Source organism: Marinobacter iranensis, from assembly GCF_029207565.1.
In the GTDB taxonomy this organism is placed as follows: Bacteria; Pseudomonadota; Gammaproteobacteria; order Pseudomonadales; family Oleiphilaceae; genus Marinobacter; species Marinobacter iranensis.
The window spans coordinates 669225-691573 of the sequence record NZ_JANCMW010000001.1; the positions used below are offsets into that span (position 1 = coordinate 669225).

The 22349-nt window shown below is 58.5% G+C and carries 17 protein-coding genes; 11 read left to right on the forward strand and 6 right to left on the reverse strand.

From position 1 onward, the window contains the following. Window positions 1-2 precede the first annotated feature (2 nt). A complete protein-coding gene (locus NLU14_RS03115) occupies window positions 3-1826 on the reverse strand; it encodes an alpha-amylase (RefSeq protein ID WP_275704693.1) in 1824 nt (607 codons plus the stop codon). 262 nt (window positions 1827-2088) lie between these two features. Here NLU14_RS03115 and malE point away from each other — a divergent pair, with 262 nt between their 5' ends. The 3 genes from malE (at window position 2089) to malG (ending at window position 5793) form a co-directional block, all read left to right on the forward strand. After that, window positions 2089-3288: a maltose/maltodextrin ABC transporter substrate-binding protein MalE gene (gene malE / locus NLU14_RS03120; protein WP_275704694.1), complete on the forward strand. Its 1200-nt coding sequence runs from the start codon at window positions 2089-2091 to the stop codon at window positions 3286-3288. A gap of 110 nt (window positions 3289-3398) precedes the next feature. Further along, the gene (gene malF / locus NLU14_RS03125; protein WP_275704695.1) at window positions 3399-4892 is read left to right on the forward strand and encodes a maltose ABC transporter permease MalF; all 1494 of its coding nucleotides are present in this window, start codon (window positions 3399-3401) and stop codon (window positions 4890-4892) included. 10 nt (window positions 4893-4902) lie between these two features. Beyond that, window positions 4903-5793: a maltose ABC transporter permease MalG gene (gene malG / locus NLU14_RS03130; RefSeq protein ID WP_275704696.1), complete on the forward strand. Its 891-nt coding sequence runs from the start codon at window positions 4903-4905 to the stop codon at window positions 5791-5793. A 395-nt stretch (window positions 5794-6188) separates the two neighbouring features. Here malG and malK read toward each other — a convergent pair whose 3' ends face one another. Further along, the gene (gene malK, locus NLU14_RS03135) at window positions 6189-7304 is read right to left on the reverse strand and encodes a maltose/maltodextrin ABC transporter ATP-binding protein MalK (RefSeq protein ID WP_275704697.1); all 1116 of its coding nucleotides are present in this window, start codon (window positions 7302-7304) and stop codon (window positions 6189-6191) included. A 36-nt stretch (window positions 7305-7340) separates the two neighbouring features. After that, complete coding sequence (locus NLU14_RS03140) at window positions 7341-8954, reverse strand: alpha-amylase family glycosyl hydrolase (protein WP_275704698.1); 1614 nt, start codon at window positions 8952-8954, stop codon at window positions 7341-7343. Window positions 8955-9229: 275 nt separating this feature from the next. On the opposite strand from NLU14_RS03140, the gene NLU14_RS03145 reads away from it, so the two are divergent. Further along, the gene (locus NLU14_RS03145) at window positions 9230-10177 is read left to right on the forward strand and encodes an FAD:protein FMN transferase (RefSeq protein ID WP_275704699.1); all 948 of its coding nucleotides are present in this window, start codon (window positions 9230-9232) and stop codon (window positions 10175-10177) included. A 63-nt stretch (window positions 10178-10240) separates the two neighbouring features. On the opposite strand, the gene NLU14_RS03150 is transcribed toward NLU14_RS03145, so the two are convergent. The 3 genes from NLU14_RS03150 to NLU14_RS03160 are packed head-to-tail and all read right to left on the reverse strand — an operon-like array spanning window position 10241 to window position 15532. Further along, a complete protein-coding gene (locus tag NLU14_RS03150; RefSeq protein WP_275704700.1) occupies window positions 10241-11794 on the reverse strand; it encodes a general secretion pathway protein GspF in 1554 nt (517 codons plus the stop codon). A gap of 12 nt (window positions 11795-11806) precedes the next feature. Then, window positions 11807-14341 (reverse strand): LamG domain-containing protein, encoded by a 2535-nt coding sequence (locus NLU14_RS03155; RefSeq protein ID WP_275704701.1) that lies wholly within the window; start codon window positions 14339-14341, stop codon window positions 11807-11809. Window positions 14342-14347: 6 nt separating this feature from the next. Then, window positions 14348-15532: a hypothetical protein gene (locus NLU14_RS03160; RefSeq protein WP_275704702.1), complete on the reverse strand. Its 1185-nt coding sequence runs from the start codon at window positions 15530-15532 to the stop codon at window positions 14348-14350. Between the two features lie 340 nt (window positions 15533-15872). On the opposite strand from NLU14_RS03160, the gene NLU14_RS03165 reads away from it, so the two are divergent. The 7 genes from NLU14_RS03165 to NLU14_RS03195 are packed head-to-tail and all read left to right on the forward strand — an operon-like array spanning window position 15873 to window position 22344. Then, complete coding sequence (locus NLU14_RS03165; protein WP_338040778.1) at window positions 15873-18467, forward strand: HzsA-related protein; 2595 nt, start codon at window positions 15873-15875, stop codon at window positions 18465-18467. A gap of 20 nt (window positions 18468-18487) precedes the next feature. After that, window positions 18488-19240, forward strand: a complete 753-nt coding sequence (locus NLU14_RS03170; RefSeq protein WP_275704704.1) for an SH3 domain-containing protein — start codon at window positions 18488-18490, stop codon at window positions 19238-19240. After that, a complete protein-coding gene (locus NLU14_RS03175; RefSeq protein ID WP_275704705.1) occupies window positions 19210-19857 on the forward strand; it encodes an outer membrane beta-barrel domain-containing protein in 648 nt (215 codons plus the stop codon). The genes NLU14_RS03170 and NLU14_RS03175 overlap by 31 nt, the downstream gene beginning before the upstream one ends. 14 nt (window positions 19858-19871) lie before the next feature. Continuing rightward, window positions 19872-20363 (forward strand): TlpA family protein disulfide reductase, encoded by a 492-nt coding sequence (locus tag NLU14_RS03180; RefSeq protein WP_275704706.1) that lies wholly within the window; start codon window positions 19872-19874, stop codon window positions 20361-20363. Between the two features lie 19 nt (window positions 20364-20382). Then, window positions 20383-20622 (forward strand): DUF4266 domain-containing protein, encoded by a 240-nt coding sequence (locus tag NLU14_RS03185; protein WP_275704707.1) that lies wholly within the window; start codon window positions 20383-20385, stop codon window positions 20620-20622. Beyond that, a complete protein-coding gene (locus NLU14_RS03190) occupies window positions 20609-21772 on the forward strand; it encodes a DUF3570 domain-containing protein (RefSeq protein WP_420845019.1) in 1164 nt (387 codons plus the stop codon). Before NLU14_RS03185 ends, NLU14_RS03190 begins: the two co-directional genes overlap by 14 nt. A gap of 20 nt (window positions 21773-21792) precedes the next feature. Beyond that, window positions 21793-22344 carry an AraC family transcriptional regulator gene (locus tag NLU14_RS03195; protein ID WP_275704708.1) on the forward strand — a complete coding sequence of 184 codons (552 nt, stop codon included), beginning with the start codon at window positions 21793-21795 and terminating at the stop codon, window positions 22342-22344. The last annotated feature ends 5 nt before the right edge of the window (window positions 22345-22349 follow it).

A 22349-nucleotide genomic window follows, 5' to 3' on the forward strand; every position in this document is an offset into this window, starting at 1 on the left:
GGTTACTCCTTGCCGAAGGCGATGACGACACGGTCGTCGCCGTGGGTTCTTGAGAAAACATAGGGCTCGGCGTTGAGGCGCTGGTGTTCACCGGCGCCAATGGCCGGATGACGTGCCCGGAACTGCCCCAGCTTTTTCCAGTGGGACAATACCGGCTCTGCCTTGCCGTTCTCGATGTCAGTCCAGTTCATATCCGAACGGGTGCCCTGATGACCGTCTGAACCGGTCGGCCCGAACCGGCGCCCGGATTCATCTCCATAGAATATCTGGCTGGTGCCCGGTGTAAACAGCAGTGCGCTGGCCACCCGCTTTTGCATCGCGGGGTCGTTGTCGGCAATGCGGCTGAACAGTTGGGTGTCGTGGGAAGAAATATAACTCATCACGTTGAATGGCCTGTCGCTGTTCATTTTGTCGGAATAGTCGCTGTAGATGGACTCCATGGCCGGCAGACAGGCTGCGCCTGCCTGAACTTCTTCCTGCAGGTCAAAATTGATCACCGCGTCGAACCCGGAATCGAAATAGCTGCTGCGGGTCACGGTATGGGGGAAAACTTCCGCAACCATCCAGAAGTCTTCCTCAGGAAGTGGTTGGCCGGGGTTGTTATTGCGATAGGTATCCAGTGCCTTCTGGGCCTCAGCCTTTAACGTTTTCCAGGCTTTCGGCTCTACGTGCTTGGCGGTATCCACGCGGAAACCGTCAACACCGAATTCCCGCACCCAGTCGGTTAGCCAAGTGACCAGATAATCCTGGACTGTTGCGTTTTCAAGCTGCTTGGCGCGGGTGTTCTCCTTGTTCTGGAGGAACGCCGGCAGATCCACCGCTTTGGGGGATTCGGTCTTGAAATCCGGCAGAAAAGCCAGTGAGCCACGAACCGGATCAATGGAGGCGTTGGGCGGTGTATCGTAGTCACCGATGCCGGCGCGAACCCAGTCCTTGCCCCACCAGTTGGTCCAGTCGGGATGATCGTAATCAATCAGGGCGTGGTAGGCGTGGAAATCCTCCCAGGATTCCGGCTGCCAGTCGCCCCATTGCTCCGGCAGGTGCTTTTCGAAGCCTTCACGGAGCCCACCGAAGTTGAAGGTTTGCATGTCCTGGAGTGTGGCGTAGCCCGGGTGATTCATGACCACGTCCATCACCACGCGTATGCCACGGGCATGGGCCTCTTCCACCAGGGTGCGGAATTCCTCGCGGGTGCCAAAATTGGGATCCGGCCGGGTAAAGTCGAGAGCGTAATAGCCATGATAGGCGTAATGCTGGAAATCGCCCCTGTCTCCGCCGCCAACCCAGCCGTGAATCTGTTCGAAGGGCGGAGTGACCCAGACGGCATTGACACCGAGTTCCTCAAGGTAGTCCAGCTTTTCCGTCAGGCCGGCAAAGTCCCCGCCGTGAAAGGTGCCGATTTCGTCCTTGCTGTCGGGCTGGCGGCCGAAATTACGGTCATTGTCGGTGCGGCCATTGGCGAACCGATCAGTCACGGTAAAGTAGACGGTTGCGCCCGCCCATGTGAAGCTCTGTTCAGGCGCGTCAACGGCCTCGATCAGCAGCAGGCCTTCGGCTTCTGGCGCGGGGGCAAGGGTGACCTCGCCGTTTTTCACCTGGGCTTTCCCGCCGCTGTAGAAGTCCCGCACCCATTCGCCATCTGCGAAGGTGTCGCCCACGGAAACGGTCATCGGGGACTGTGTGGCCGTGCACAGCTCGCCGGTCGAGGCGCTCGGGTTGTCGGAGGGTGGAGCGGCCGTCTCGAACTGGCCACCGGCACACCCGGCAAGGAAGAGGCACGTCACAAGGCTGGCAGTTAACCTGAGTTTTTTCGGGGTCTGGTTCATGCAATGGGCTCCGGTTCCATTTATTGTTGTCGTACCGCAATCAAACCAGACCTGGAGGAAGGGTGGTAGACGGAATTCACTACGCCTCACTACTCCCCCGTTCTACGCCTCAGGGAATGAAATCAGGGCTGATGCCAGCAACGGCAAATTGCAACACAGTTCGGTTACTCGCAATAAAAAGATTTGCGTTCAGCCCGCCCGGCCAACCTCGTGCCAGGGCGGACAACAAGAATAAGGCAAGAACAAGTAGAGGAAACACCTGATGAATCGTCGAACTTTTATCCGCAGTACACTGGCTGCTTCCATTGTGGCAGCAACCTTTGGCATGTCCGCGCCGGCCCACGCCGAGATCGAGGAAGGTAAACTTCTGGTCTGGATCAACGGCGACAAGGGCTATGACGGCCTGCAGGAAGTAGGCGACTGGTTTACCGAGGAGACCGGTATTCCCGTTGAAGTGGCCCACCCCGACAGCGCCACCGACAAGTTCCAGCAGTCCGCCGCCACCGGCAATGGCCCCGACATCTTCATCTGGGCCCACGACCGTTTTGGCGAGTGGGCACAGAGCGGCATCATTTCCGAGATCAAGCCCTCACAACGGGTTATTGACGAGAATTTTGACTTTACCTGGGATGCAGTAACCGTTGACGGCAAAATGTACGGCTACCCCATGGCGGTTGAGTCTATTGGTCTGATCTACAACAAGGACCTGGTGCCCGAGCCGCCAAAGGCCTTTGAAGACATTCCGGCCCTCCACAAGCATTTGGCCGAAGACGGCAAACGCGCCATTCTCTGGGACTACAACAACACCTATTTCACCTGGCCGATGATTGCCGCGGCAGGGGGTTACATTTTCGCCCAGAACGAAGACGGCACCTATGACGTCAAGGACACCGGCGTTAACAATGAGGGTGCCATGAAGGGTGCCAATATGCTGGCGACCCTGATCGAAGAGGGGGTAATGCCCCGTGGTGCGGACTACAGCGCGATGGAGTCCGGCTTCAACAAGGGCGAGGTCGCCATGATGATCAATGGCCCCTGGGCCTGGGGTAACCTGGAAAAGAGCGGCATCAACTTTGGCGTTGCCAAGCTGCCTACCGTTGACGGCCAGCCCAGCAAGCCGATGGTCGGCGTAATGGCGGCCACCCTCAATACGGCCAGCCCCAACAAAGACCTGGCTGTTGAATTCCTTGAGAGCTACGCGCTTTCCATCAAGGGCCTGAAAATGGTGAACGACGATGTTCCCCTGGGCGCGGTCGCCAACAAGGCATTCATGGATGAGCTGTCGTCGAATCCGAACATCGCGGCAACCTTCGAAAACGCCGAGCTTGGTGAACCCATGCCTAGCGTGCCTGCCATGGGCGCGTTCTGGTCATCCATGGCGCCGGCTCTGCAGAACATTACGTCTGGAAGACAATCCGTTGAGGATGCCCTGAACTCCGCGGCGCAGCGCATTACCCGGTAATACCTGTTGTTGTAACTCTGCCGTCGCCGGCTGCGGCGACGGCTTTAAACGGGCTGACTACAATGATAACGGAAACCCTGTCCTCCCCCGGAACCGAAAGCAGAATTCCAATGATCCGAATGATTTTGAAGTGGGGTGCCCTGGCCGCGTTGGTGGGAATGGCGCTCTATCTGATACTGGCATTGTATGCCCAGCAGGAGTTCGTGTTTGCAATGCTTTTCCTGGTGCTGACGGCATCAGCGGTCTTTGTGTTCGTAAACAAGAAACTGTACGCCCACCGCTATATCTTTCCTGCGGTAGCCGGTATGGGGGTGTTTGTTATTTTCCCGCTGATGTACACCGTCGGTATCGGCTTTACCAACTACAGCGCCAGCAACCTGTTGAGTTTTGAACAGGTCAAGGACAACCTGCTGGACCGGACCTACCAGTCCGATTCCGTCCGCTATAACTACGAGCTTTACAACACCGACGCCGGCTACGTGATTTATCTGGAAGGCAAGCACCAGGACCTGGTGTCGGCGCCTCTTGCCCTGGATGGCTCAGATGCCAGCGCGCCGGCATTGCCTGCTTCGGAAAAACCGGCGGGAGACCCGTTGTCGATCCGGGATATTATCCAACTGAGATCGGAACTATCGGAAGTGGAGCTGCTCACCGAGGATGGCCGCGAACTTAGCATGGCCAGCCTGCGTGCCTTTGCGGCCATCAATGCCCAGTTCACACTGCACGACAATGGCAGCATCACCGACAACCAGACGGACGTGACCTACTTCCCGGACCACGACACCGGTTTTTACCGCAGCGCGGATGGCCAGACCCTGTCCCCGGGATGGACCGTTAATATCGGTTGGGACAACTACCTGAAGGTGGTGTCTGACCCGAGCATTCGCGGGCCATTCTTCGAGATTTTTGTGTGGACGCTGTCCTTTGCGGTAGCAACGGTGGTGTTTACCCTGGCGCTCGGCCTGTTGCTGGCAAACCTGCTGCAGTGGGACCAGATCCGTGGCAAGGGCTTCTACCGAACCATGCTGATCTTGCCTTATGCGGTGCCGGCGTTTATTTCGATCCTGGTGTTCAAGGGCCTGTTCAACCAGAACTTCGGTGAAATCAACCTGGTTCTGGAAGGTTTGTTCGGTATCCGACCGGACTGGTTCAGCGACCCGGCGCTGGCGCGCACCATGATCCTGATCGTGAACACCTGGCTGGGCTACCCCTACATGATGCTGCTGTGCATGGGCCTGCTACAGGCTATTCCGCGGGATCTCTACGAGGCGTCCGCCATGGACGGGGCAGGGCCGGTGAACAACCTGTTCAACGTGACCCTGCCGCTGATCATCAAGCCGTTGATGCCGCTGCTGATCGCAAGCTTTGCATTCAACTTCAATAACTTCGTCCTGATTGCGCTGTTGACCGGCGGTGCGCCCGATATTATCGGTGCGAGCACGCCCGCAGGCACCACAGACCTGCTGGTGAGCTACACCTACCGCATTGCGTTCCAGGACTCCGGACAGAACTTTGGCCTGGCGGCTGCGATTGCCACAGCCATCTTCCTGGTGGTTGGCGCCCTGTCGCTGATCAACCTGAAACTGTCCAAAGTCAAAGTATAAGGAGCTACCCATGGCGATGGTTGAACCCCGCTCCACAAAGTATCGCGTTCTGGCTTCCCACCTGGGGATGCTCGGCTTTATCGTGATCATTCTGTTCCCGCTACTGATGGTGATTTCCATCTCCTTCCGCAGCGGTAATTTCGCCTCCGGCAGCCTGCTGCCGGAGAATCCCTCGCTGGAGCACTGGTATCTGGCGCTCGGCATTCCCTATACCGGTGAAGACGGCACCGTGACCCAGCCGCCGTTCCCGGTGCTGCTGTGGCTTTGGAACTCCATCAAGATTGCGGTGATTTCCTCGGTGATGATCCTGGCACTCTCGACCACCAGCGCCTACGCGTTCGCCCGCATGCGCTTTGCGGGCAAGGGCTTCGTGCTCAAGTCGATGCTGATCTTCCAGATGTTCCCTCCTGTGCTCTCACTCGTGGCGCTCTACGCCTTGTTTGATCAGATTGGCAACCACGTGAGCTGGCTGGGGCTGAACACCCACGGCGCGGTGATTGTGGCCTCCCTCGGTGGTATGGCCCTGCATATCTGGACCATCAAGGGCTATTTCGATTCCATCGATCGCTCCCTGGAAGAGGCCGCCATCGTGGATGGCGCCACCACCTGGCAGGCGTTCCGCTACATCCTGCTGCCGCTGTCGGTTCCGATCCTGGTGGTGGTGTTCATCCTGGCCTTCATCATGACCATCATGGAATACCCGATGGCATCGGTGCTGCTGGTGGACACCGACAAGCTGACCCTGGCAGTGGGGGCGCAGCAGTACCTGTATGAGCAGAACTATCTATGGGGTGATTTTGCCGCTGCCGCCGTGCTCTCGGGGCTGCCCATCACGCTGATCTTCCTGTACTGCCAGAAATGGATTGTTGGCGGGCTAACCGCTGGTGGCGTCAAGGGCTGACGCCACCATCCCTTTCGCGAGCATTGCGTCTTCCTTTTTTGCACTTCGCGACCCGGTCAGGCTAATACCCCCCCTGCTGACCGGGCTTTTTTATGTTCCCCACACCGCTACCCGACCGCTGAACAGTGGCGGAGGCCCTCCCGAAACACGCTGTGAATACCCTCCGCGTTCAAGGCACCACCTTGGTAGCTGAACAGGCTGGCAGGTGTCTCCCGAAACCGTGCGGAGCCATGGATGGCGGAGCCGAGCGTACAGGGACGTATTCACAGCGTGTTTCGGGAGACACCTGCCAGCCTGTTTAGCGGTCCGATTTCGGAGGGATTGCGGACGAATCAATAAGGCAAAAAAAGGGCCGGTACGTGACGGAACCGGCCCCTGAAAACTTTCAGAGCAGATCAGAAATCAATGCAGGGTTCCCGGTAAAGCCGGGGACAGGCATTGCCGTCCTGGCGGAACAGGTGGCATTTGATGGCGTTGAAGCCCAGTGTGACCCTGGCACCTTCCTGGATCGGGTCGCTGCCGTCGGTGCGCATGGTGATGACGCCGTCCACGCCGTTCACGTCCATATGCACCAGGGTCTGGTAGCCCAGCCGCTCAACCACGGTGACTTCACCGTCCATATAAGTATCGGCTTCGTCGCCGGTGGTCAGATGCTCGGGGCGAACACCCAGGCTTACGGTGTCACCGGCCGACAGTTCGTGGCCGTTGATGGGCAGTTCCATAGAGTGTTTTCCGGGCAGCGTAACAGTCACGGACTGGCTGCTGGCGGACTCCACGGTGCAGTCGATGAAGTTCATCTTTGGGGAGCCGATGAACCCCGCGACAAAACGCGTAGCAGGGTAGTGGTAGAGTTCCATGGGTTTGCCCACCTGGGCGATGGTGCCGTTGTCCAGGGCGACGATCTTGTCGGCCATGGTCATGGCTTCCACCTGGTCGTGGGTGACGTACACCATGGTGGCGTCCAGGCGCTTGTGCAGCCGGGAGATCTCGATGCGCATCTGTACCCGCAGGGAGGCGTCAAGGTTGGACAGGGGCTCGTCGAACAGGAACACCGTGGGTTCGCGAACGATGGTACGGCCAATGGCCACGCGCTGGCGCTGGCCACCGGAGAGGTCCTTGGGTTTGCGTTCCAGCAGTTTGTCCAGTTGCAATAGTGTGGCGGCGTCGTTAACGCGCCGGTCGATCTCGGCCTTGTCGGTTTTTGCGAGTTTGAGCCCGAAGGCCATGTTCTCTGCCACATTCATGTGGGGATAGAGTGCATAAGACTGGAACACCATGCCCACTTCGCGTTCCTTCGGGGGCAGGTTGTTGACCTTGTCGTTGCCAATGTAAAGCTCGCCGGAGGTGATGTCCTCCAGACCCGCGATCATTCGCAGCAGGGTGGACTTGCCGCACCCCGACGGGCCGACAAACACCACAAACTCGCCGTCGTCGATATCCAGGTTCACGTTGCGGGTGACCTGGGTTTCGTCAAAGCTCTTGCAGATGTTTCGTAATGTGACGCTGGCCATAACGTATGTCTTCTTGTTTGATCTGAGAAAGCGGGGTCAGAGTGATGCTATCTCCACACCCCAAGGCTGCAATTCAAGTTCCCTTCCGCTCCAGGCACCCCCAACGAAATCAGGGGCTCCTTCAGCCGGCTCACCGGCAACCGGCGCTGAGATCTGGACCGGCTCGTCTGAGAGGTTCAGGGTCACCAGCAGGGTTTTGCCCCCGTAGCTGCGGGTGTAAACCAGTGTGTTCTCAGGGCTGTCGAGGAACTCGATATCACCCTTGAGCAGAACAGGCTGCTGTGCGCGCCACCCGAGGAATGTACGGTATGCCTGCAAGATGGAATTTTCCTGTTCCTGCTGGACGGCAACGGCTGCGCTGTAGTGTTCATCATAAACTGGCAGCCAGGGGCGCGCATCGGAGAACCCGCCGTTAGCTTCCCGGTTATGCCACACCATGGGCGTGCGGCAGCCGTCCCGGCCCTTGTATTCAGGCCAGAAGTTGATGCCGTAGGGGTCAACCAGGTCCTTGTACTCCAGTTCCGCTTCAGTCAGGCCGAGTTCTTCGCCCTGGTAGATACAGACGCTGCCACGGAGTGTCAGCAACATCGCCATGAAGGCTTTTAACTGCTGGGGAGAGCGAGCCTGCCAACGGGTCGCAACACGGGATACATCGTGGTTACCAATGGCCCAGCAGGGCCAGCCGTCGGTCAGTTTCTTCTCGATGGAGTCGACCGTCTTGTGGAAGAAGTCGGCGCCGTGCTGTTCCGTCAACAGGTCAAAGGAATAGGCCATGTGCAGCTTGTCGCCACCGCCGGTGTATTCCGCCATGGTCTGTAGGGAGTTGTCATCCCCGATCTCGCCAACGGTGGTGGTTCCCGGGTACTGGTCGAGCAGGGCGCGCAGGCGCTGCAGGAAGGCCAGGTTTTCCGGGCGGGTCTTGTCGTATTTGTGGAACTGGTAGGCGTAGGGGTTTTCCTTACGCACACCGATGGAGCCCTCGGCAACGGCGTTGCTGGGCGGGTTGTCCCGCAGTTCGGGATCGTGGAAACAGAAGTTGATGGCGTCCAGGCGGAAGCCGTCAACACCCCGGTCCAGCCAGAATTTTACGTCTGACAGTACCTGTTCAACCACCTCCGGGCAGTGGAAATTCAGATCCGGCTGGCTGGTGAGGAAGTTGTGCAGGTAGTACTGCTTGCGGCGGCTGTCCCAGGCCCACGCCGAGCCGCCAAACACCGACAGCCAGTTGTTGGGTGGTGTACCGTCGGCTTTTGCGTCTGCCCAGACGTACCAGTCGGCTTTTGGATTGTCACGGCTGGCACGGCTCTCGATAAACCAGCGATGCTGGTCGGAAGAATGGCTCAGCACCTGATCGATCATGATCTTCAGGTCGCGTTTGTGGGCTTCGGCGATCAGTTCATCAAAATCCTCAATGGTGCCGAAAATCGGGTCCACTCCGCGATAGTCAGAGACGTCGTAGCCGAAATCCTTCATCGGTGAGGTAAAGAAAGGCGACAGCCAGATGGCATCCACGTTCAGGCTGGCAATGTAATCGAGCTTGGCGGTCACCCCGGGCAGATCGCCGATGCCGTCACCATTGGAATCGTAGAAGCTGCGTGGATAAACTTGGTAAATGACGGCTCCACGCCACCAGTCCGGGTTTTTCATCATCTTGCCTCGCTTAACACCCTGGCGGTGAAAGATTGTTATTGTCGGGAACGGACGATATCCGCAGTAATAGCTTTCATGCATAGTGCGGCTATGGACAGTGCCGTTCATCCTCCTGTCGGACTTTTTGTTGGCGTAGTCGGGGGGATGAGGGGGGCGTAGAGGGGATGAGTCGGGTAGTTACCAATGTACAGCAACACAGATGGGGATACGCTTTGACAAAGGAAGTGTTGAGAAATGGTCTAGGGCCAGCTTTGGTATGGTTGGCTTTAACATTGATGCTCGCAACGCCCTCTGCGCAGGCCGAGTGGGTGCGCGTGAGCGGCACGGCGATGACCACCGCCATTGAGATGGAGTTCTGGGCAAAGGACCCCGTGGCGGCGAGCGAGGCCGGAGATGCGGTTCTGGCGTTGTTCGATAGAATCGATCGCCAGATGAGCCGTTACCGGGAGGATTCCGAACTTTCCCGGGTGAATCGCGAGGCTGCCAGCGGGCCGGTCGAAGTGAGCGACAGTCTGTTTACCGTTCTCCAGCAGTCGCTTCGTATTTCCGAGCTGAGCAGCGGAGCTTTTGACATCAGTTTCGGGTCCGTGGGTTACCTTTATGATTATCGTGCAAAACGTCAGCCTTCCGACGATGAGCTTGCGGCCGGCCTGGCCAGAGTGAACTACAAATCCGTGGTGTTGGACCCTGACGCCAACACCGTCAGATTCCTTGATGACGGGGTACGGCTGGATCTCGGGGGAATTGCCAAGGGGTACGCCGTTGACCGTGGCATCGACATCCTGAAGTCGTTCGGCATTCGTCATGCGCGGTTAAGTGCGGGCGGGGATCTGCGGCTATTGGGAGACAAGCGGGGCAAACCATGGATAGTCGGTATCCGGGACCCCCGATCTGAAACGCGTAATGCGATGGTATTGCCACTGACCGATGTGGCGGTATCCACCTCAGGTGACTATGAGCGCTTTTTCTTCGACGATAACAACGAGCGCATCCACCATATTCTTTCACCGGCGACTGGCAGGCCCGCGAAGGGCGTGCAAAGCGTTACCATCCTTGGCGACGATGCCATGACAACCGATGGGTTATCGACGGCCGTCTTCGTGCTTGGGGCGGCCAAGGGGTTGGAAATGGTCAATCGTTTGGAAGGTATTGACGCGATCATCATTGATGAGCAGAGACAGGTGCATTATTCGGAAGGGCTTATGGCGCCGGAAGAGTCGTGATACCAAACGACAACCGGGCCCAATGGCCCGGTTGTCGTGGATCCTCAGTGTTGTGAGAGGTGATCAGACGATAGGCTCGATCGCGATGAGTCTGTCGCGATTGGCGCCGAGGCCATGGTTGGGAAACCTGTCCGAATTCTCAAACATTCCCTGTTCCCCGTGCAGCGCCATATAGTTAAGCAGTACCGTTTGCACCAACTGATTGACGTTATTGGCAGCGGGGCTGGAGGCCGTTTCAACCGAGCCGTCAGCACGCATGAAACCAATCTGGTTGGTGATGGCTGTGGGTTGGCCGGCCGGGCTGTAAACCAGGAAGAAAGAAGCGGCGGTTTGCTGGTTGTCGCCAGTCCACTCGCCTTTACCTCGTCCGGCCATGGACTCGTCCAGCCGGCCATTGCTCGACACAGAGCCGTCACTGAACACGTAGAGCATCAGCGGGGTTTGTGTGCGGTGCGCGTACTCAAGGCAGGCGCCCATGCAGCGGCCCGCCAGGTAATCCCGATTCTCTCCGGTGCCACGCTCGCCAGTGTGGTAGTCGTAGCCACCCAGGGTGACGGTGCCCGCGCCGGCATAGCCGTTCTGCACCAGTTTCATAACCGCAGCGGTCTTGCGGATTTCCCGGCCCAGACGTGAGTTTTCATTGAATTGCGCCTCGGTGAAGATGCCGCCCACGATATCCGGATCCTGGGATGGGTCAATAGACGACGGATCGGCAAAACGGTCGGTGAGGTCGGCGCTTTTGACGTAGCCGCAGTTAACGAGGTCTTTTACAACATCGTCTCTGGTGATAGTCATTTTGGTGTCGACATTGTCCAGCTTTTTCCGGCTGATGCGTTGTATGGACTCCATGACCGCGACGGCGTCGGACTGGTCCAGGATGGCGGTCAGGTCACCAACATCCACCAGGCCGGAGACGTCGCTGGGGCGGTCAATCTTGGTGGGGCGAACCTGGGGATTGATCAGGCTCATCGGTGCCATCGAGTTACCACCGCTCTCCGAACTCTGGGAGCCGACCAGGGTCAGCAGTTCGCCGTCAGCGCCCGCCTTGCTGATGCCGTACATCGGGTTGTGGGGGTTGTTGCCCGTGTCGTTCTCGGAGCGGGCTGCGATAATGGCTCCATTGATGAAGCCACGGGCGGCAACCGACGTGCTGTCCTGCATCCCTCGCAGGAAACCGCTGTCGGAATGGAATGCCAGGCCGAACTCCTGGTTCACGAAGGCAGGGTCATTGGGCAGCATGGTGCCCGGCAAGCCCAGCTTGTTGTAGCCAGCGGTGCTCAGGAAGTCGAACTGGCCACCGGATTTGCCCAGCAGAACGTTCGAACCGGCAATGTTGGCGCCGCCGGCCAGGTCGAAGCAGATAAAGGGAATCTTGCCCGCGCCGGCGGAGGCGATGCCGCAGGACTGTTTCCAGTCTTCAAGATCTGGGGACAACGCCGCAGCCGCCTGCCGTGGGTTGGCGAACAGACTGAACACCGATGCACCGCAGAGGGTGGCCGCGCCCGTCATAAAACCCTGGGCGATGAACTCACGCCGGGTTTTCGGCCGTGCATGGTCGCTGTGCAGGAGAGGTTGATCCGTCGCCAGCGCACGTTTGCAAGAAGGTTTGTTATGCATGGTCAACGTCCTCTACTGGATCAGTGTCACGGCGCTGCCCAGTACGGCGGCGCAGCTTGCTTTGACAACGGTTTCGGTACGGCCGGCCTCGCAACTACCACCGCAGGTGGTGAGGCGTCCCATCAGGGCATCCAGCTCGGTTTCAATGTCTGCATCACTTGGCTGGGTGGTCAGACTTGTGCCGACGAAGCTTTCCATCAACGGCGTTTTGATGAGATTTCGCCCAGTGTCATCAAACGCCGTGCTGGCATTCTCTCCGAAGTCAAAGCCCGGGAAGAAGGCGGTGCGTCGCGTGGTATCAGATACCAGGGCATCACAATACTGGATCGCCATCTGGGTAACCGCCATTTGATGGGACGACAGGAATCCCTCAATGTCCTCCACCGTCGGCAGCTGTTGCTTGACCGTGGTAAATGTCTCGGCGACGGCTGGCTGGGTGGTCGGAATACCCGTTACCTTCGACATGGACGCATTGACCTCATCAAACGTCTTCAGACCGATAGCGGAGAACTCCGTGCTACCCGTTTCGGGTGGCTGTGTGGGCGGAGGGCCTTCCACGCGAACGTCTGTGTTGTTACCGAGTTGTTCAAAGGTCAGGAAGAACTGATCAATTTCCGGGCCTTCCTCCAGCGCGAGAACCGTTCCGAGGCGTGACAGCGGCTGGCCGGAGCCAGCCACGTAGTCACTGGAATTCAGCGTGGCATCCAGGTTGGCGAACGATTGGCCCACCACCACTTCACGGCCATTGATGCCTATTCTCATGCCCTTCAGCGGTATGCCCGAAGGTGACTGGGATTCGTCGAGGCTAATGAAGAACGGGTTCGAGAACAGGTAGCCGTAGTTGTCGAACTGGCTGACCTCAAACACGATGAAGCTTTCCGGCATATCCACCAGGTGGGACACGCTGAACAGCAGGAAGAATTTCTGGCCGACGCCCACTTCGTAGTTGGCGGCGACCTGCTCTGCGGTGAGAGCGCGGTTATGGATGGCAAGCATCCTCACGGCGCCTTCCCAGGGGGATTCACCGTCGGTCTCATTGCCCAGTACCAGCGCGAAGCTGTTGTCCCAGTCCGTCAGCAGGCCGGCGGAGTCCGGGTCGACATCGCCGGAGGGTTCGCCGTTCACGAAAATCTCACGGCCACCGTCCGGTGTGAAGTTCACCACCACGTGTTGCAGGGTCGCCTGCAGCAGCATGGGGTTGGCTTCGGTTAACATGGGGGCGTTCTGGTCAGTGGTGGTGCTCCGGTGCAGGAACTCGTAGCTCTGCATGTCCTGGCCCAGCGTGAAGTTCCGCGCTGTGGACGAACCGGAATAGGTCACGATGCGGGAGTCTTCCTGAGTGATATTGCCGGGCACAACCCAGGCCTCAATGGAGTATTCGCCAGAGGCTGTCAGCAGAGTGTGCAGTTTGCGACTGTCGGCGGTGGAGCCCTGGGCCTTGCCGGCACGGATCATGTCGCCTTCTTCGGTCTGGAAGGCGGGGCCAAACTCAACGCCCCAGCCACCAACCCAGCCGACGTTGCCGCTGAGAGTCAGGTTCAGGGGCGGGGATACGCCGCTGGTGTCAAAGGCCGTTGGGCCATCGCCTGCCTTGAATTCGTAAAGCGCGATGACGTTGTCCTCGTAACGACCACCGGCGTTGGCCAGTAAGCCGTCCTCGACAAGGTTCAGTGCTTTACTGGTTACAACGTTGTCGGGGAGGGGTTGGGGTGCATCGAGGCCTCCAATAAAGTTCTGTATTGCGGCCAGCATGTTGATGGCGGAATCCAGGCAATCGTCGGTCCAGCAGTTATGACTGTCGTCCCTCAGTCGCTCAACCAGGCGTGAGGAGGCCTCATCAGGAAGCACCCATTCACCCGTTTGCGGATCAATGCCGTCATTCAGGTCGATCCGGCTTTTCGCCTGATCGTAAGCAACGTCAACGTCACTGCTTGCAATGTAAGGTGTCTGACCATTGCTGGTATGACACTCGCTGCAAAACTGGGCCAGTACAGGATAGACAGTGTTGGAAAAATGATCGGGGTCGTCAGGGAACTTCAGCGTGTTGTTGACCTCGTTGATCTCGGGAGCCCGCAATTCCACGGTCTTTACCGATCCGCCGGAGCCACCGGCCCAGTTGGAAATATACACGGTAAGCAGGTCGGTACACGCGGTGATGGACGTCGTCCAGCAGTTGTGGCCACCGGCCACCTTGGTCACCATCTCCGACTGGGAAGGGTCGGACAGGTCAACGATGGTGTTGGCCTGGGCATAGGCAATATTGATGTCACCCTCGTGCACAAACTGGGGTGCCTGGCCGCCGGCGTTGTGGCAGGCGCCACACTTGTTCTGGCCCGAAAGTTCATCCCAGACGCTGCGCTTGAAATTCAGTACATCGTCGGTGGCGGGTGGCGGGCCACTGTAGTTCACGGTATTGGAGCCGCCGCCAGTGTTCGGAAGGGCTTCGGTGGATTCGCCACTGTTACAGCCTGCAAGGAAGAGCAGGGCCGCAAAAACGGAGAGCAGTGCAACGGGGGTTCGGATTCCTTGCCTGATTATAGTTGTCATAATGTTCTACTCCCCCCGGCAATACGCGGCGGATTCCGCAAAGGCGGTTTTTAGGTTGTACCCGCTGCGGAACTTCGTGACGATGTCGGCGATTTTTGAGCGATCGTTATCGTTCGACGGCTCACGCAAGCAGACATTGCGGAATACCTTTTTCACCTGGCATTGGGCAAAGGCGTTGGAATTGGCAAACTCCATTCCCAGGCTTTTGGCGCCGTTACCGGAGCCGGGCCCATCGCCCCAGCCCAGGCGACGATTGGCGCCGGAGCGCCAGTAGTTGTCCCAGCCATCGTCCGGCGTCACGTAGCCCTGTTCGAAGGTGGTGGAGTTGATGTGGTATTTGGCGACAACGCGGGTACCCGTTTCCGGGTCCACGTCGCTAACAGAGTTGTAGATCAGCCTGCCCAGTTCGCCGTCAGGGTCCGTGTCCGCGTTGTACTGGTAGTCGTAGTAGGCAAAGGCCTGGGTCATGGGGTCCATGCCGGTATGACAGCCAACGCAGTTGCTGAGGAATACCCGGCTGTCGCCACCCGGGCTTCGTGACACGTCCTGGCGGATGCGGTCCGGGGGTAGGGATACATCCGCTACCTGTTCCAGGTCGTTGCACATGTGGTTGAGCAGGGTGAAGCGAAACATGGCGCGGTTGGTGCCTGCGCTGAAGAACGCCCGTGCAGCCGCCCGGGTTGTGATAACGCCGGCTGTGGCGCCGGTGGGCAGTTCAGGGTTAAGAGTGGACTGCGTGGACTCTACCAGAACGTTCTCGTCGCTCAGGGTATAACCGGAACGCTCAAGATCCTCGTAGTTGTCGTTGTTCGATGGTGAGTACGCGGAGATACCGTTCAGGTTGTCATTGCCAACGTAAAGAATGTCGCCATAGAGGATGCGTCTGAAATCGTGGTTGTCCCGAACCATGCCAATCACGGTTGCCGTGTAATCATTCAGCGGCACGAACGGCGACATTGCCTCGTTTGTCCATGGTGCTACGAAATTCTTGAGGGTGACATCGTAAAACGCCGGGTCCTGCATGGCTGTGTACGCCGCGTCAACGGCGCCAGCCTGTTCGTTGAGAGTAATAGCCTCGGCCATGGTATCCAGCACCTCCGGCGAGGGCGGAACACCTGCAATGCGCTCATGGATGCGCTTCGCCTGATCCCGGGGTCCGGCAGTTGCAGTAATGGCGTGCGTTCCGACCAAAGCCAGCAGGACCGTTACGAAAAATGTCCTTATTATAAGTTGCCGGGCCGTACAAAAGACTGTCATGATCGACTCCCTCGATTTCGTTAGCATTCGCACATTAGTTCCATTTTACAATTGATAAAAGTCTAGGCGAGCTATTAACGGCGGTTTTGAGGGCTGCTCCACGTTATTACATTGCGTTACGTAAAAGGCTTGGAGCGCAGGCGGCTCCGCGGCTTAGCTTATGTAAATGGATTTTCAGGCCAAACAGGGTTTGTTGGTGGTGATCAAACATTACGAAAATAAAATGTGTATGCACGTCAGTGTGTTACGGTTTAGTTTGGCCGTTTTTGCGCGGGTGTCTGCACTCCTTTCTGTTTTTCTTGTCGCCGGTTGCCTTCAGGGGGGCGATAGCCAGTCCCGTGATCCTGTTGTCGTAGAGAATCCCGTTGTTTTTGTAAAACGCCCACTGCTTTTTGATGAAGACAATGGCGCTCTGGTTGGGGACAACCTGGCGGAACCGGCGGAATTCCGTCCTGGTGCCCGCCTTTTCCTCAAGGATCGCGCCTCTCCTGATGCGCCATCCCGCGACATTACTTCCTCGGCTTTCGCTGGATCGCTTGGCTACGACGTCAAGGATCTCACCGTGTCCTTCGATGGCACCCGGCTGCTTTTTGCCATGAGGGCGCCAGAGATTGAGGATGCCGATGAGGATGAGCAGCCCACCTGGAACATCTGGGAGTACGACACCGCAGGCGGTGGTCTGAGGCGTATTATTGAGTCGGAAGTCACCGCTGAGGCCGGTCAGGATATTGCGCCTGCCTACCTTCCGGACGGGCGCATTGTGTTTTCCTCAACCCGGCAACGGATCTCCCGGGCCATCCTGCTGGATGAGGGTAAGCCCCAGTATCCCGCGCTTGATGAAGAGCGTGAGGTGCCTGCTTTCGTCCTGCATGTGATGAGTGCCGAGGGCGACAATATTGAGCAGATCACGTTCAACCAGAGCCACGACCTGGACCCACTGGTAACGGATGAAGGCACCATCGTATTCAGCCGCTGGGACAACGCCGGCCAGACTCAGGGCAACGGCTTCAACCTGTATAAGGTCAATCCGGACGGGACAGGGCTTGGCTACCTCTATGGCCGCCACTCCCATGGCTCTGTCAGCGATGACGTGAATATTGAGTATCTGCGCCCGCAAGCCACGGATTCCGGTCGGCTACTAGCGCAGCTGCGGCCCGCCGAGACCGACAATTTCGGTTCGATTCCGGTTGAGATCGATGTTGAGGGCTATGTGGAGGCAGACATTCGCGTTGATGGCAGTCCCGGATCGGCACAGACGCCCCTGGTCAATGGGTTGTCCCTGGACAACGAGATTTCCCTGCGAGGGAACTACAGTTCGGTGTCGCCGTTCCTGGATGGCACCCGACGCTATCTGGTCAGCTGGAGTCCCTGCCGTTTGCGGTTGGAGAGCGGCGGTGGCGACATCCTCAACTGCACCGAAGAGAGGGTTGCGTCGGGTGCCTACCGGGCCGCGGCTCCGGTTTACGGATTGTGGCTTCTGGACATGGCATCGGGTACCCAGCGCCCCATCGAACCACCGGCGGAAGGCCAGCAGTTCGATGAAGCGGTATTGATGATTGAAAGGTCCCTGCCGACGTTTATTCCAGAGTCTCAGTTCTCCGGTGAGGCGGCTGGGTTGGCGGACGATGGCCTTGGTGTGCTTCAAATCCAGAGTGTCTATGACATTGATGGCGTAGACACCTCCCCGGCGGGCATTCGCCAGACCGCCGATCCTGCGGTGGTTCCTCCCGACAACCTGCCGGTGCGTTTCCTGCGTATCGAAAAGCCGGTCTCGATTCCCGATGAAGAAGTCAGGGGCTTCGACAACACGGCGTTTGGTCGTAGCCAGGCGCAGTCGATGCGGGAAATTCTCGGGTACGTGCCGGTTGAGCCCGATGGATCGGTTCGGGTGGCCGTACCGGCCAACGTTGCATTTGCCATCAGCGTGGTGGATGTCGAGGGCCGGCGGATAGGGCCGCGCCATCAGAACTGGCTGAACGTCAGGCCCGGAGAAACCCTGGCATGCAACGGTTGCCATAATCCTGGCAGTACGGTGCCCCACGGTCGCCCGGATGCAGGGCCGGCCCCGGCTTACGCGGGCGCGCCGACCACCGGCGTCGAGTTCCCGAATACCGATCCGGCACTCTTTGCCGACATGGGTGAAACCATGGCGGAAACCTGGGCCCGGATTAACGGAACCCGCCGTCTCGGGCCAGACGCAGTCTATACAGACCAGTGGACAGATCCCGGTGATGCCGGTCTCACACCGGGCACCGCCTTCTCACTAAGTTATGCGAACCTTGAAACGCCCGCGCCGATCCGTCCTGAGTGCGCCGATGACTGGCGCGCTGCCTGCCGGACCGTCATCAATTACGAGCAGCATATCCATCCGCTGTGGGGGCTTGAAAGACTCATTGATGACGGCAGCGGCAATATTGATGATTACTCCTGTACAGGCTGTCATTCGGATACCGCAGCGGATGAGACGACCCAAATGCCTGAGGCCCAACTGGACCTCAGTGATGGCCCTTCGTCGGATGAACCGGATCATTTCAAGTCCTACCGGGAGTTGTTGTTCAACGACAACGAACAGGAGTTGGTCGGTGACCAGCTGGTTGATGTGCAGGTGCAAGACGGGTTCCTGCTGGACGAAAACGGAGAGCAAATCCTGGATGATGACGGCAACCCAATTCCCGTGTTTGTAAACGTCAACGTGCCTCCCACCATGTCCGTGAATGGAGCGCGGGCCAGCGGTAACTTTTTCAACCTGTTCCGCGAAGGTGGGCTCCACGAGGGATTCCTCAGCCCAGATGAACTACGTCTGATTGCCGAATGGCTCGATATCGGTGGCCAGTATTACAACAACCCCTTCGATGCTCCGGCAGACTGATAGGACCCGAACGGTTAACCATGAGACTGGCCCTGATACTGCTGTTGCTAACCGCGCCCCTATCCGCTGCCGCCGACTGGCTGTGGGGCGGTGCCGACGAGCCGATGCCCCAGGTTCAGGTGGCGGAGCCCTTTGTGGAATGGCGCACCGGGCCGGCTGTGGGCTATCCGGTGTTCCATACCAGTGAGAAGGGCGAGTGGTTGACCCTGCGCATGCGCAAGACCTCCTGGCTGAAGGTGACCGACCGTAAGGGGCGGGAAGGCTGGGTGCACATAGACGATGTGCAACTGACACTGGATGGCGAGGGCGAACAAGTCTCACTCACCAATCCACGTTTTGACGACTTCAGCAGCCGCAGCTGGGAAGCCGGGCTGATGATGGGTGAGTTCGAAGGAGCGGCGGTGACTGCCATTTACGGCGGCTATCTTCTGACCCGCAACCTGTCAGCAGAGCTTTGGGGCTCGCAGGTGCTGGGAAGCGCCTCGGAGATTCGCATGGTGAACGCCAACATCGTGCACCAGCCGTTTCCGCACTGGCGTATTTCGCCCTTCTTCACGCTGGGCGTGGGGCATATTTTCATCGAGCCCAAGGCCACCCTGGCGGCCCCCGATGACCGGGACAACAGCATTGGGCACGCCGGCCTGGGCGTGCGCGCCTACATCACGGATAACTACTTCATCCGTGCCGAGGTCAAGGACTACAAGATTTTCACCAATCGGGCAACCAACGAAGAAGCAACAGAATGGAAAATCGGATTAAGCATATTCTTTTGAGCGTCCTCCCGCTTGCAGGCCTGTTGGCGTTTTCGCCGACCGTCAGCGCCCAGGACGACGACCGGCCGCTGATCGAGCCTGACGTACGGCCCCAGAAGGTCGACGAGGCTCTGATCGATACCGAAAACTTCGAGATCGGGGCCTTTGCCGGCATCATCAACATCGAGGATTTCGAATCCTCTTTTCTGTGGGGCGGCAAGCTGACCTACCACCTCAGCGAAACCTTCTTCTTCGAGGCCAATGTAGGCTTTGCGGAAGGGGGCGATACCAGTTTCGAGAAGCTGGCAGGGGATGTGCGCGTGCTGCCCGACGATGAACGTGAGTACCGCTATTACAACATTAACGTTGGCATGAACGTGCTGCCCGGTGAAGCCTTCCTGACCGAGAATTACGCGTTCAACACCAACTTCTACCTGATCGGTGGGGCCGGTGCCACCGACTTTGCCGGTGACAACCGGTTCACCATCAATGTAGGGGCGGGTTACCAGGTATTGCTGACGGACAGCCTGTCGATTCATCTGGGAGTGCGTGAGCATTTCTACCGGATTGACGTGCTGGGCGAGGAAAAGACATCCCTGAACACCGAGGTCAGTGCCGGCCTCTCCGTATTTTTCTGACAACAGGAGTCAACATGACACGACATTTCCTGCGATTGGCCCTGGCCATGCTTGTAGCTATTTCCGCCGTTCATGCGGAAGAAATGAACGTCCCGGCGCCGGACTTCACCCTGGAAAGCCGCCAGGGTGAGAACCTGCGGCTGCAGGATTTCCGTGGCGAAGTGGTGATGCTCAACTTCTGGGCGTCCTGGTGCGGCCCCTGTCGTCAGGAAATGCCGTTGATGGACGACCTGTACGCCCAGTACAAGGATCTGGGGTTTACCATTCTGGCGGTCAACGTGGATGAGAACCGCGACGAAGCGCACCGCTTCCTGGACAAGGTGCCGGTCAGCTATCCGATCCTTTATGACCCGGAAAGTGACGTCAGCGAACAGTATGAAGTCCAGGCCATGCCCACCACGGTGATGATCGACCGCGATGGCAACGCCCGTTTCCTCCATCACGGCTATCAACCCGGCTATGAGGATGACTACGAGGCTCAGATCCGGCAACTGGTGCGGGAATAGCCCACAGGCAGGTGAGTGTATGAACCATTTCAAAGTGCTGATGGCTGTTGCCACCGTGATTTTCATTACGCTGGGGGCTGCCGGATGCAGCAGCATTAAACCCTGGGTCAAGCCCTATGAGCGGGACAAACTGGCGGACCCGGTCATGAGCCTGAGCCGCCATGGCAAGGCCGACGCCTACATGCATCATGTTTACCAGGCTCGCGAATCCGCACGGGGATCGGAAGGCGGCTCCGGAGGTGGTTGTGGTTGTAACTGATCGTTCCGGGCTGTTCCCTGCACTGGTAAAGGGGCTGGCGTGTGCGATGGCATTTTCACAGATCGCCACCGCCGCAACCCTGCCGCAGGACAACGTGGATGTGCTCTATCACCGCTACGAGGGCGGCGGCATGGTGATCGACGGCCCGTCGGTGCTGGTGCGCAAGAGTGCTGGCCCGCAGGTGTCGGTGTCCGGCCAGTATTACGTGGACATGGTATCCGCCGCGTCTGTGGATGTGGTGGCGCTGGCCAGTGAATACACCGAAGAGCGCACGGAATACACCTTCGGGGTGGATTACCTCCATGAGGACTCCATCCTGAGCCTGGGCTACACCAACAGTTCGGAGAACGATTACGAAGCCAACACTGTCTACTTTTCCGCCAGCCAGGAATTCTTTGGTGGCATGTCCACGGTCACCTTGGGTTATGCGCGGGGACAGGACGAGGTGGGTGTCAGGGGGAATGAGTCGTTCAGCGAAGACGCTGATCGCCAGAATTACCAGCTCGGGCTGAGCCAGGTCATGACCCGCAACAGCCTGCTGGGCGTTGACCTGGAAGTGGTGACGGACGAAGGCTACCTGGAGAACCCCTATCGCCGCAATCGCTACATCGACCCCGATGCTGAAAGGGGCTTCCGCTACCAGCCCGAGCGATATCCGGAAACCCGCGCCAGCTTCTCGGTGGCCACCCGGGCCCTGTATTACCTGCCTTACCGGGCATCGATACGCGGTGAGTTCCGCTATTTCAGTGACAGCTGGGGCATCGATGCCCAGACGTTCGAGCTCGCTTATGTTCACGCCCTGAATCCCCGCTGGACGCTGGAGGGGCGTGCCCGTTACTACGTCCAGGACGAGGCGGATTTCTACAGCGACCTCTACGCCTTTGAGAACTCTCAGACCCACCTGGCGCGAGACAAGGAAATGAGTGCATTCTCCGGTACCACCCTGGGTGGTGGTGTGGTGTACGAGTGGAAACAGACCTCGCTTCCGGGCGTCCAGCGCCTCCAGGCCAGCCTGCTGGTGGACTGGCTGGACTTCAGCTACGACAACTTCCGGGATGTGACGGCCTCTGGCGGTTTCCTGCCGGGGGAAGAACCCCTTTATTCGTTCGATGCCTTTGTAACCCGGGCATCGTTGATTCTTGAATACTGATCAGGTCGGGACGATTCAACATGGTGACCCTGAAGAGCACATTCGCACTGCACATTGTCAGCCTCGCACTGGCGTTCTGGCTTCCGGCAGCCATGGCCCAGGACAATGGCGAAGCCGGGACCGACGACGTCGCTGTCTCGCTGAGCGTTGAGGAACTGAAGAAGCAGGTCATCCGCCTGAACCGGGACCTGTTCATCCTGGAAGAAGACCTGCTGTATCCGGCCAGCACCCAGTTTGCGGTGTTTCTCAGCCTCGACACTGGCGAATTCCTCAAGCTGGATTCGGTGAAACTCAAGGTCAACGACGAAACCGTTGCAGCGCACCTGTATACCGAGCGCCAGGCCAAGGCATTGCAGCGTGGCGGTATGCAGCGCCTGCACATTGGCAACCTCAAGACCGGCGATCATGAGGTTACGGTATTTGTTGAAGGCATCGGCCCGGATAACCGGGCCTATAAACAGGCCGCGACCTATCAACTGCAGAAGGACACCGATACCGCCGCCCTGGAGGTCCGTATCCGCGACCGCTCCTCTGATTACCAGCCCGAAGTGGCGATTGTTGAGTGGGAGTAACGCAG